Consider the following 10,867-nt stretch of genomic DNA (forward strand, 5'->3'; position numbering starts at 1 on the left):
GAGCCATGCCCGTCCCGGCAGGCGCATTTCGGCGCGCAGCCGAAGACTCCTGCCGCGGACGACCTCCTCAACGCGCCAAAAATCGAGTGACTCCCCTGTGCGGAGCCGGTCGGCATCCCGCCGTCCGCGGCGCAGGCCGACGCCTCCGGCCAGCTTGTCCAACCATCCCCTGGCTGCCCATGCCACCGGCCACGAATACCATCCGTTGTGTCCGCCGATGCCTTCGACGACGTCCCACAATTTCCCGGCGTCGGCTTCGCAGTGTCGTTCCCTCCGGTCCATGAACACCGTGTGGCCGGCCCAGTCCGGGTCCGTGGGCAACGGGTCCGATGCTGCATGCTGGCTGGCGGCGGCCCACCGGGTCTCCACTTCCCCTGCACGCATTCTTTCCAAGGCCAGGGAAACGGCCTGCTGGTACGTCAACAGGCCGCCAACAGGAGGTTCGATGTACTGACCGATATCGCTTTCCTTCGTCACGGCGTCGTACTGCAATGACTCAACCAGAGGCATGGCCATTTTCCGCGGAATCGGTGTCACGAGGTTGATCCAGTGACCGGCCAGGTGAGGCGTCAGCACGGGCAGAGCCAGGATCTTCCGCGAAGGCAGACCCGCCGTTGTCGCGTACTGGTCCATCATTTGTGCGTAGGTCAACACGTCCTTGGAGCCGAGGTCGAAGGTCCGGTTCAGGTCTTCGGGCAGCTCCAGCGCTTTGACCAGGTAGTGGAGCACGTCCCGGACAGCAATCGGTTCAATCCTGTTCTTGACCCAACGCGGCGCAGGCATTATCGGCAATACGTCGCTGAGGTGCCGGATCATCTCGAAGGACGCGGATCCGGAGCCGATCACGACGCCGGCTTGAAAGACGATGGTCGAAACGGAACCGCGCATCAACTCATCGCCGACCGCCTTGCGTGAGGCGAGATGTTCGGACAGCTTTTCAGCTGCAGGATGCAGACCGCCCAAATAGATGATTCGACGTACCGCGGATCGTGCAGCAGCCCGGGCCACGATCCGTGCAACCTCGGCTTCACGCTGTTCGAATCCTTTTCCTGAACCCATCGCGTGAACGAGGTAGTACAGGGCGGCGACCGACTCGCAGGCTTTTGCCGTTTCGTCTTCGTCAGTCAGGTCGCCTTGGACGATGTCGACCTCATCGGCCCATGGCACATCGCGCAGTTTCTCCGGAGACCGAACCAGCACGCGGACTCGGTAACCGGCTTCCAGGAGTCTCGGCACCAGTCGGCCGCCGATGTACCCCGTGGAGCCGGTGACAAGGACGAGTTTGCCAGCCGCGGCCGCGTCGTCATCGTTCTGGGTTGCGCTCATATTTCATCCCGTTCCACTTTGCCTGTCCGAGGATTGTACTGCGCCTTCTGATGCGCAAATTCACCACCGCTCCGTCCACCGTGCGGCCGGCCATGGTCGGCGTACTCTTCCCGGAAGAATCCCAGCCGCCACTGACCCATCACCAGGCGTGAGCCGGTGCGCAGGGTCGTTGTCTCTGCCTGATTGTCCACGCTTCCGCCAACCGGTCCGTGACTGTGAAGGACGTATTCGTCGGTATCCGTATGGTGGATTTCGGCATGCACTGGCTCTAATCCGTCGAGGACAAGGTCAGCTGAAGCGGAACTGCCGATCGTCGTCGTACCCGGTTTAAGGTTAAATTCCTCCAGCATATTGCCATCCCAGTATTCACCGTCCTTGACCACGATGAGCCGCGGCCGCCCGCCACCCGCGCTGTAGTGCGTCGTGGTGATTTTGCGCGGTATGCGGCGGTACACCATGGGCACCAGCGGCCACGGCGTTCCGGGTGGCAGCAGAGACGGTTTTTGCGTCTCTCTCCTGCTGAAGCGTCCCGCCAGGGGGGCCAGGGCACGGAGGGAGCCGAGCCGGATGAAGAGAGACCCGGTAACCAGGCGCTGGGCAACTGAAGCCTTCACCGCTCCCAGGCTGACCAGTTCGCCCTGTGGCCCGCCGACGGAAACCGAAAGGCCTCGGGAGGCGAGAGTTTTCGCCATCTCCCTGACCGAAGCGAGCGCAGGCATCTTGTCTACTGGTAGAAGCGACGGATCATCAAGATACACCTGCACCTCGCGCCCGGCCGCCCGGATCGTCCCCTTGGCCATGCGGCCGGACCCGTTGCCGGGGTCTGCCACACTGAAGGTCATATCGATATCGAGGCGCATGGTGCCGCTCCTCAGCGTCGCGCAGGGTCGGCGCCCGAAGCCTCGTCGTCGCTCGTGGTCACCCGCAAGCTGCCGTTGATCTTCCAAACCGCCCGGGGAGCATCGGGGCCGATATCGCGCGGAACTTCGACGCTCATATCGACAAACTCGTAATTGACCGCGGCACCACGCCCGGTAAGGTACGACCACATTTGCTGGCCAAGGTCTGCCCAGTCGCCGATTTGCTGCCTTCCCTGGGGAAGATCAGGTGCTGTGGATGTCGTGTTATCTTCCATCGTTACCTCCAATAGTCCGTTCGGTTATATCAAGGTCTTTAGTTGCGGCAACTGCAAAACCGTCCACGGGCTGAAAGCCCATGGTGCGGAAGTAACTGCGCTGGCGAAATCATCAAGCTGGACCCACCGCCACTCGGCCACCTCATCCGGATCGGAGACCGGTTCCTCCGTCGTGACGGCGCTGAAGACAGGGCAAATTTCGTTCTCGACGATCCCGGAGGCATCCGTCGAACGGTACCGGAAGTCTGGCAACAGCAGGCGCACCTCCGACGCGTTAAGGCCCAACTCCTGCCGCGCCCTGCGGTGGACGGCATCCTCATTGCTTTCATCGGGAGCCGGATGGCCGCAGAATGAATTGGTCCACACTCCCGGCCACGTTTTCTTGCTCAGGGCCCGGCGTGTAACCAGCAGTTCGCCGCTTTCCCGGAAGACATAACAGGAAACGGCGAAATGCAGCGGCGTCCGGGCTGTGTGCAGAGTGGCCTTATCAGCCGTTCCCGCCGGGCGTCCGGAGTCGTCTGCCAGCACTACGGTTTGGCCTGACGGATACTGTGCTGCCGGAAACATAAACCTCATCATACATATATCTCGATGATGGAGGTATCTGTACACTTGAGCACATGACCTTGGATATGCCGGCCACCACGATTGCCGCGATGGACCAAGTGGAGATGGTGCTGGACGGGTTCTTTGAGACGTCCTGCACCCGCGCGGCCAGCATGGGCCGGCAGTATGGTCAACTCTGGGAGACGCTGAGAAAAAACACCCACGGCGGCAAACGGTTCCGTCCCCGACTGGTAATGACAGTCTTCGCTGGCCTGGACGGCGCAAATACCTACCAGGCCGCCCACGTCGCAGCCGGGTTCGAGATGCTCCATACAGCGCTGATCATCCATGACGATGTAATCGACCATGATACGCGGCGCCGCGGCGTTCCGAACCTGGCGGGAATCTATCAGCACCGTGCGAGCCAGTCCGGGCTGGAACCGGCCGAAGCAGCACACCGCGGAACATCGGCGGCCATCGTCGCCGGTGACCTCGCCCTGACCAGTGCCTTCCGCTTGATCACCGAGGCACAGCTGCCCGCCGAGATGCAGAACCAAATGCTGAACCTGTTGGACGAAGCAGTTTTCGCTTCCGCTGGTGGAGAGATTCTCGACGTCGATTTTTCCACGCCATCCGCCACTCCTGCGCTTTCGGATGTAATGGACATGTGTCGTCTGAAAACGGCCGTCTACTCCTTCGAAGCCCCGATGCAGGCCGGTGCCTTGCTCGCGGGGGCCAGCCAGGATACTGCCGGGCTGGTGGGAACCGTTGGCAGGCTGACCGGCACCGCCTACCAACTGATAGACGACCTTCTCGGAACCTTTGGGGATGAAGCCCTGACCGGCAAATCGACCGTTTCGGATCTTGTGGAAGGAAAATACACTCTTCTCATGTCCTACGCGTCGACAACCGGAAGCTGGACCGAAATCCGCCAGCTCCTGGACCGCCCGGTTATCAGCGGCGCCCAGGCAGACGCGGTGCGCGGCCTGCTTAAATTCTGCGGTGCCCGGAGCTACGTGAAGGACCAAGCCGGCCGGTGCACGCGTGATGCGCTCGAGTTGCTTCGGACATCAAACCTGCCCCGCGGTCTCACCGTTGAGCTGTCATCTTTGCTCGATCATGCTGTCTCCCGGAGTTGTTGATGAGCACTAAAGCGCAGCCAGATATGTACAACCGTGTGGCGCAGGAAGCCGCCGCCCTCGTGATCAGCCGCTACTCGACGTCGTTCTCCCTTGCCTGCCGCTTGTTGGAGCAGCCGGTGCGCCGGCATGTGCAGAACATTTACGCACTGGTCCGGATTGCCGATGAAATCGTCGATGGGTCCGCCTCCGGTTCCGGCGCCGGGCAGCAACGCGTCCGCGAGTGTTTGGACGGGTTCGAGCTGGAAACCGAGGAGGCGTTGCGTACCGGCTACAGCGCCAATCTCATCAGTCATAGCTTCGCGGTGACAGCACGCGAAGTCGGAATCACTACCGACCTCACGAGGCCCTTCTTTGCCTCGATGCGGTCGGATCTGAGCCCCGTCGTGCATACGCCCGAATCCCTGCAGCATTACATTTACGGTTCTGCCGAAGTCGTCGGACTAATGTGCGTACGCGCCTTCCTTACCGGCCGTGATGTATCGGCTGCTGAGGTGAGCGTGCTCGACGCCGGTGCCCGGCGCCTTGGCGCGGCCTTCCAAAAGGTGAACTTCCTGCGGGACATGGCACAGGACGCGAATACTCTGCACCGGTGCTACCTGCCCGACTTGAGCATCAATAACCTGAACGAAGCTGCGAAAAATGCCGTCCTGCGCGATATCTACACTGATTTGGACGCCGCGCTACCTGCCATAGCCAAGCTTCCACACAGCAGCAGGTATGCGGTAGCGGCGGCACAATCCCTCTTCAGGGAACTGGCGGACCGGATCGCGCGGACACCTGCGGCGACTCTGGCTGAAGAAAGGATCCGGGTGCCTAATCCAAGAAAGCTGCGCTTGGCGGTCCTTGCTTTACTCACGCAACAAACAACTGTGCGGCCCCGTTCGCGGAAAAGAACCGCATGAGCGCCCGCGGGTACGGCGCACATGCGGGCCGGGCCAACGACGGCTGGACCGGAACCGGTCAGGGCGGGACCGGAATCGGCAAGCGCGTCACGATCATTGGGGCAGGGGTTGCTGGGCTGGCCGGTGCCGCCCTGCTGTCGAAGGCCGGCTACAGCGTCACCGTGCTGGAAAAGCAGCCTGAACCGGGCGGCAGGGCGGGGAGTTGGGAGCACGATGGCTTCCGCTTTGATACCGGTCCGTCCTGGTATTTGATGCCGGATGTCTTCCACCATTTCTTCGCCCTGCTCGGCACCTCAACTTCTCAGCAACTGGATCTGCTCACGTTGGATCCCGCGTACCGCGTCTTTTTCCAGGATGAAAAGGCATCCGTCGATATGCATCACGGCAAGGAACGCAATGTAGCCACGTTCGAGGGATTGGAGCGCGGGGCAGGAGCGGCTCTAGAGCGCTACCTGGAGTCCGCTAAAAAGACCTATCACCTGGCGAAGAAATATTTTCTCTACACCAGCTTTGCCTCATTCCGCCCACTGCTGACGCCGGAAGTCCTGCGGAATCTACCGCAGTTGGCCCGCCTGCTGCTGCAGCCGCTGGACCGGTTTGCCGCCCGCTATGTGAAAGACGGCCGGTTGCAAAAGATACTGGGCTATCCCGCCGTCTTCCTCGGTTCTGCCCCCAACCTGGCTCCCAGCATGTACCACCTGATGAGCCACCTGGACCTGGCCGGAAGCGTGCTCTATCCACAAGGTGGATTCACCAGTCTGGTCGATTCGCTCCGGTCGCTGGCGCAACAACATGGTGCCCGCGTTATCTGCAATGCCAACGTTACGGAAATCCTCACAGCTCCCGGCAAGGGCAGCAGGAACGGCAAGGCACAGGTAAGCGGTGTGCGCTACGCCGACGCCGATGGAACCGCTCATACGTCGGCTGCGGACATCGTGGTGTCGGCCGCCGACCTGCACCACACCGAGACCCGCCTGCTGCCGGAGAAATTGCGCACTTATCCTGCCCGCTATTGGAAAAAGCGCGTGCCGGGGCCGGGCGCACTCCTGCTGCTGCTGGGTGTGGAGGGCAAGCTTCCCGAACTGGTGCACCACAATCTGCTCTTTACAACCGACTGGACGAAGAACTTCAAGAGCATCTTCGGACGGGAGCCTGCCATCCCGGACCCTGCGTCGCTGTATGTCTGCAAGCCCAGCGCGTCCGATCCCACGGTGGCGCCAGCCGGCGATGAGAACCTGTTCGTCCTGGTCCCGATCCCGGCGGACATCTCGCTCGGCTCCGGTGGCATAGCTGGCGGTGGTGACTCTCAACTGGAGCAACTGGCGGAGGTTGTCATCGCCCAGATCGCTGAATGGACCGGCGTTAAGGATTTACGACGGCGGATCACCGTCCGCAAGAGCATCGGCCCCGGAGATTTCGCGGCCGACTTCAACGCCTGGAATGGGACGGCACTTGGCCCTGCCCATACGTTGAGGCAAAGCGCGTTTCTCCGCGGCCGTAATATGAGTTCCAAAGTACAGGGACTGTATTACTGCGGTGGTTCGACGATTCCGGGAGTGGGCCTGCCTATGTGTTTGATCAGTGCGGAGATCCTGCTGAAGAGATTGACGGGGGACACCAGCACAACGGCCCTGCCCGAACCCACAGGAAGCAGCAGCGGCTCCGACGGAGAAAAAGTGGTCCGGCCATGATGGGCGGAACGTATCTGGCGGTGGTTCTATTTTCGCTGGCCGGGATGGTGATCCTGGATGCCCGGCTCAAATTGTTCTTTTGGCTGGCACCGGTCCGGGCAGCAGTGGTGACGGCCGCCGGCTTGGTTTTCTTCACTAGTTGGGATCTTGCCGGCATTTCACTTGGCATCTTCTTCCGCGGCGAAAGTGCCTTCATGACCGGCATCGAGGTGGCACCTGAGCTGCCCCTCGAGGAGCTATTCTTCCTGACGTTCCTCAGCTACCTGACCATGAACCTTTTCCAACTTGCGCACCGGAGGCTCTCAACCGGACGGTTACAGCCGGACATGCAGGCAGTCCGTCGATGACCTACTGGTTACTCAATCTTGGCTTCACGCTTGTTGCGGCCACCGTGGCGGCGTCGTACATCCTTTCGGTCCGGCGCCGGAACAGTGGATCCGGACGCAAGCAGTGGGGCATCGCCGTGGCTGTGACCCTCGTACTGTTGTGTGTACTGACGGCGGTATTCGATAATCTGATGATCGCAGCCGGTTTCTTCAGCTACAGCAGCGAGCAGATTTCCGGCTGGAGAATTGGAGCCGCGCCGGTGGAAGATTTCCTCTACGTGCTTGCCGCGGCCTTGCTGTTGCCGGCACTCTGGCAACTGATGGCAGCCAAGTCGCGGAGCCGCCGTCGTGAATAAATCCACAAACGCGCAGACCAAGAGCACCGGCGCCAGGCCGCTGCTGGCGGAATTACTCGTCACCTCGCGCCCGGTTTCCTGGGTCAACACCGCGTTCCCGTTTGCCGCCGCCTACATCCTGACAACCGGAACCGTCGACTGGCGTTTCATCCTTGGAACGTTGTACTTCCTGATTCCTTACAACTTCGCCATGTATGGCATCAACGACGTATTCGACTACGAATCGGACATCCTCAACCCCCGCAAGGGCGGCACGGAAGGGGCGGTGCTGGACCGCCGCCTGCATCGCACGACCTTGCTGGCAGTGCTGGCAACCAACGTTCCGTTCCTGGCGTACCTAGTCATCACCGGAACATGGAGTTCGACGGCGGTGCTTGCGTTGAGCGTCTTCGCCGTCATTGCCTACAGCGCTCCCGGTCTGCGGCTCAAGGAGCGGCCGTTCATCGATTCGGCCACCTCAAGTTTTCACTTTGTCAGCCCGGCTGTCTTCGGCCTCGCCTATTCGGGAGCAACCTACACGCCCGCCCTCATTGGCGTTCTCGGCGCCTTTTTCCTTTGGGGCATGGCCAGTCACGCGTTCGGCGCGGTGCAGGATATTGTCTCCGACCGTGCCGGAAACGTCGGTTCGGTGGGCACTGTGCTGGGAGCAAAAACCACCGTCTGGTTGTCCTTCGCCGCCTACGGTCTGGCCAGCGTCCTGATGCTTCCCGCCGGGTGGCCGGCCGCTTTGGCCGCCCTATTGGCGCTCCCCTACATGGCGAATGTTTGGCCGTACAGGACCGTCACCGATGATGCATCGGGGCGTGCGCATGCCGGCTGGCAGCGGTTTCTCTGGCTCAACTACCTCACCGGTTTTCTCGTCACCATGCTGCTCATTTGGTATGCAGCCGTCCGGTAGTTTTCCCCAGGCCCAGCCGCCGTGCCCAGCGGTTCCACGGAAGATTTTCGGTTCCATGGGCGCCAAGGGTATGGAAGGCCCGCTGTATTCGACGACGGCGGTTTCCGCGGCCCACCAGGGCACGTGGCGAAATTCCCACCTGCAGCGAACGCTGGAACCGGATCCGGAACCGCAGTCCGAGATGCATGCTCAGGCACATATCGTCGTGCATTCCAACGTCGTTTCGGTGCACCTCGGGCCGGACTGCTTCCCAGCAGCTGCGCCGGACCGCCATATTCGAACCGAACAACGGGACACCGGCCAGCGCCGAACCGACGGCGGCGAAGTATCCATAGACGTAGACCACGTTCCACAGCCAGGACCAGGGAGGCCTCAGCTCGTAAAACGTTCCCGGACCAGTCAACGCTCCCAGAGTTGGATCCTCGTGGAAGGTAGTCGCGATCTGCTGGACCCAGGAAACGGGCAGCAGCGAATCCGTATCACAACGGACAATGATGTCCCCGGCGGCGTGGTCATATCCGGCGGATGCAGCGGCGGCAATACCGGGAACTGGCTCGCTGATCAGGATCGCTCCGTGGCGGCGCGCGACGCTGGCGCTGCTGTCCGTACTCCCGTTATCGACAACGATGATTTCCATCGGCGAATGCGTCTGAGCACCCAGTGTTCGCAGGCACTTCTCAAGTGGCCCCGCATCGTTCAGGCAGGGAATCACGACGGATACCGAGGGAAGCATGTTTCCGAGCCTACAGAGGTAGGTTAAGTACATGCTGCAAGCCGTTATCCGCAGACCCACCTCCGTTGGAGAATTAGCGGCCGACGGCGTCAGGGCCGTGGGCGTATTGAGTCTGGTTGGCGCCGTGATTTGGCTGAGTCTGGTGGATGTCGCGGTGTTGCTGCTGGTGTTGCTGGGTCTGCTGATCGCACGTTCCCTTCGGCTCAGGCCCTCGGCGGACATCGCCACAGGCGTCATCCTGCTGACAGCCGCCTGGAGCAGCATTACCAACGTGTACGAGGCGATCGAATGGTGGGATTTCCTCATCCATGCCGCCACAACTGGTGTGCTCGCCGGGATCTCGCATCTGCTGGTTCTGCGTACCGCAGGTACTGCTTCAACCACGCCGGTTCAATTCATGGGGCAAGGTGCCGTCACAGGACGTGGTGCTGTCGTGTATCTCATCACCGCCCAAGGCGTCGCGCTCAGTGTGTTGTGGGAGTTCGGTGAATGGTGGGGCTACACCTATGTTGATGCGGCCATCAACGTGGGTTACCGGGACACTCTCGGCGATCTTGCGGCGGGAGCACTGGGTGCCGTTGTCTGCGGAGCGATATTCGCCTGGAGTGCAGCTTCCGGCCGGCGTGTTCATCCCGACCGGAATCGCACTGCAGCCTGAACCGGGGCATGGTCGGAGGGCCAAACGCCGTCGTAGGTTTTGATGTTGATGCCGGCGCGCTCGATGGCGATCGATGAACCAGTGAGAATCCAGTCAATACGCTTGGCATCATTGCGCGGTGGCCGGTAATTGGGAAAGGTTCCCCAGTGTGCTGTGAGCCGTTCCTTTGCGGTGCGCCAGGAATCAGAAAGGGCGCCGCTGGAGACCAACAAGCGGTGGAGGCGTGAATCGACATCCACGTTGAAATCCCCCATGAGAATGACCGGCAATTCAGCCGCCAGGACGACATCCAGGATTGCTGCGCCGGATCGTACTCTTGACTTGAGCGAGATATGGTCCAAATGCGTATTGAGCACGACGAATTCGTGGCCCGTTTCCAGGTCCCGGAAGGTGGCAGAAACCAGAATGCGGGGAATCCGGTTTCCCCAACTGGTGGAGCCCGGCACTTTCGGTGTGGCGGAGAGCGCCTGTTGATCCCAGCGCAACAGTTCCAAGCGGTTGGAGTCGAAGAAGATGGGACAGTGTTCGCCGCTGCCATCACTCTTCCTGCCACGGCCCACCGAATCAAAGCTGGAGGGAAGGACCGAAGCGAGGAATTGCATCTGGATGGGCATGGCTTCCTGGAGACCAAGCAAAGTCGGTTGTTCGGCTGTCATCAACCGCCGGACTGCCCCTTGCCTGTAGGCCCACGCGTCCGGGCTGCGCTTATTCAGATGCGGCATCGGGCGACGGATATTGAATGTCGTCAAGTGCAGCTCCGGTGCCATGCGCGGACCAAGCAACGCAGTATCCGTCATCTGCCCAGTTTAGGTGGGCGCGCATGTAATCGAGATCAAGCGGCGTTGTTTGCCCGCTGTGCCTCAGCCGCCGCCGCTTGAGCCGCCGCCTTCGCCGCTTGATCCGCCGGAGGCGCCGTCGTCAGGCGGAGGGACCGGCGCACCGGTTCCAGGTGCTGGAGGCGTCTCTTCGGGTGGGACGACGGGCTCCGTCTCTTCCGGCGGCAACTCGGGTTCGGGTTCGGGAGGTGGCGGTACGGATGACGGCGGCGCGACCACTCCGTCCTCAGGAGGCTCTGTGGAGGGCACTGGTTCCGGTTCTACCGGGACGGCCGGCGTCGTGCCGGGCCCCGGCACCGGAGCTGGAGCTGGAGCAGG

Annotated in this window: 13 protein-coding genes and 1 pseudogene; 7 read left to right on the forward strand and 7 right to left on the reverse strand. The window is 61.6% G+C overall.

Going from position 1 to position 10,867, the window contains the following annotated elements; all coding sequences use genetic code 11:
• From Y707_RS25280 to idi, 4 genes are all read right to left on the reverse strand, one after another.
• A partial coding sequence (locus tag Y707_RS25280; RefSeq protein ID WP_035781342.1) for an SDR family NAD(P)-dependent oxidoreductase occupies positions 1-1,326 on the reverse strand: 1,326 nt, incomplete at its 3' end.
• The gene (locus tag Y707_RS0111295) at positions 1,323-2,186 is read right to left on the reverse strand and encodes an FHA domain-containing protein (protein WP_035781344.1); all 864 of its coding nucleotides are present in this window, start codon (positions 2,184-2,186) and stop codon (positions 1,323-1,325) included. The genes Y707_RS0111295 and Y707_RS25280, both read right to left, overlap by 4 nt.
• Positions 2,187-2,197: 11 nt before the next feature.
• Entirely contained in the window at positions 2,198-2,461 is a 264-nt protein-coding gene (locus Y707_RS0111300) for a hypothetical protein (protein WP_026535173.1), read from the reverse strand.
• Positions 2,462-2,485: 24 nt separating this feature from the next.
• The gene (idi, locus tag Y707_RS0111305) at positions 2,486-3,028 is read right to left on the reverse strand and encodes an isopentenyl-diphosphate Delta-isomerase (RefSeq protein WP_035781347.1); all 543 of its coding nucleotides are present in this window, start codon (positions 3,026-3,028) and stop codon (positions 2,486-2,488) included.
• Between the two features lie 53 nt (positions 3,029-3,081).
• On the opposite strand from idi, the gene Y707_RS25285 reads away from it, so the two are divergent.
• Genes Y707_RS25285 through Y707_RS0111335 form a run of 6 tightly spaced genes read left to right on the forward strand, consistent with a single transcriptional unit; the run spans position 3,082 to position 8,322 of the window.
• On the forward strand, positions 3,082-4,149 hold the full coding sequence (locus Y707_RS25285) for a polyprenyl synthetase family protein (RefSeq protein ID WP_155852906.1): 1,068 nt from the start codon (positions 3,082-3,084) through the stop codon (positions 4,147-4,149).
• Entirely contained in the window at positions 4,149-5,051 is a 903-nt protein-coding gene (locus Y707_RS25290) for a phytoene/squalene synthase family protein (RefSeq protein WP_035781351.1), read from the forward strand. The genes Y707_RS25285 and Y707_RS25290 overlap by 1 nt, the downstream gene beginning before the upstream one ends.
• A complete protein-coding gene (crtI, locus tag Y707_RS25295; protein WP_081744805.1) occupies positions 5,048-6,742 on the forward strand; it encodes a phytoene desaturase family protein in 1,695 nt (564 codons plus the stop codon). The genes Y707_RS25290 and crtI overlap by 4 nt, the downstream gene beginning before the upstream one ends.
• Positions 6,739-7,089 carry a lycopene cyclase domain-containing protein gene (locus tag Y707_RS25300; protein WP_333782843.1) on the forward strand — a complete coding sequence of 117 codons (351 nt, stop codon included), beginning with the start codon at positions 6,739-6,741 and terminating at the stop codon, positions 7,087-7,089. The genes crtI and Y707_RS25300 overlap by 4 nt, the downstream gene beginning before the upstream one ends.
• Positions 7,086-7,424: a lycopene cyclase domain-containing protein gene (locus Y707_RS0111330; RefSeq protein WP_026535175.1), complete on the forward strand. Its 339-nt coding sequence runs from the start codon at positions 7,086-7,088 to the stop codon at positions 7,422-7,424. Before Y707_RS25300 ends, Y707_RS0111330 begins: the two co-directional genes overlap by 4 nt.
• A complete protein-coding gene (locus tag Y707_RS0111335; RefSeq protein ID WP_253905140.1) occupies positions 7,417-8,322 on the forward strand; it encodes a prenyltransferase in 906 nt (301 codons plus the stop codon). Before Y707_RS0111330 ends, Y707_RS0111335 begins: the two co-directional genes overlap by 8 nt.
• Here the strand turns inward: Y707_RS0111335 and Y707_RS25305 are convergent.
• Positions 8,297-9,055 (reverse strand): glycosyltransferase family A protein, encoded by a 759-nt coding sequence (locus tag Y707_RS25305; RefSeq protein ID WP_051441897.1) that lies wholly within the window; start codon positions 9,053-9,055, stop codon positions 8,297-8,299. The genes Y707_RS0111335 and Y707_RS25305 overlap by 26 nt on opposite strands.
• Before the next feature lie 31 nt (positions 9,056-9,086).
• Here Y707_RS25305 and Y707_RS25310 point away from each other — a divergent pair, with 31 nt between their 5' ends.
• On the forward strand, positions 9,087-9,713 hold the full coding sequence (locus Y707_RS25310; protein WP_051441898.1) for a DUF2238 domain-containing protein: 627 nt from the start codon (positions 9,087-9,089) through the stop codon (positions 9,711-9,713).
• Here Y707_RS25310 and Y707_RS0111350 read toward each other — a convergent pair.
• Positions 9,683-10,510, reverse strand: a complete 828-nt coding sequence (locus tag Y707_RS0111350) for an endonuclease/exonuclease/phosphatase family protein (RefSeq protein ID WP_026535177.1) — start codon at positions 10,508-10,510, stop codon at positions 9,683-9,685. The two genes, Y707_RS25310 and Y707_RS0111350, sit on opposite strands and share 31 nt — an antisense overlap.
• A gap of 63 nt (positions 10,511-10,573) precedes the next feature.
• A pseudogene (locus tag Y707_RS32170) lies at positions 10,574-10,867 on the reverse strand (hypothetical protein); the annotation flags it as partial.

The organism is Arthrobacter sp. H14 (assembly GCF_000520495.1).
Classification (GTDB): domain Bacteria; phylum Actinomycetota; class Actinomycetes; order Actinomycetales; family Micrococcaceae; genus Arthrobacter_C.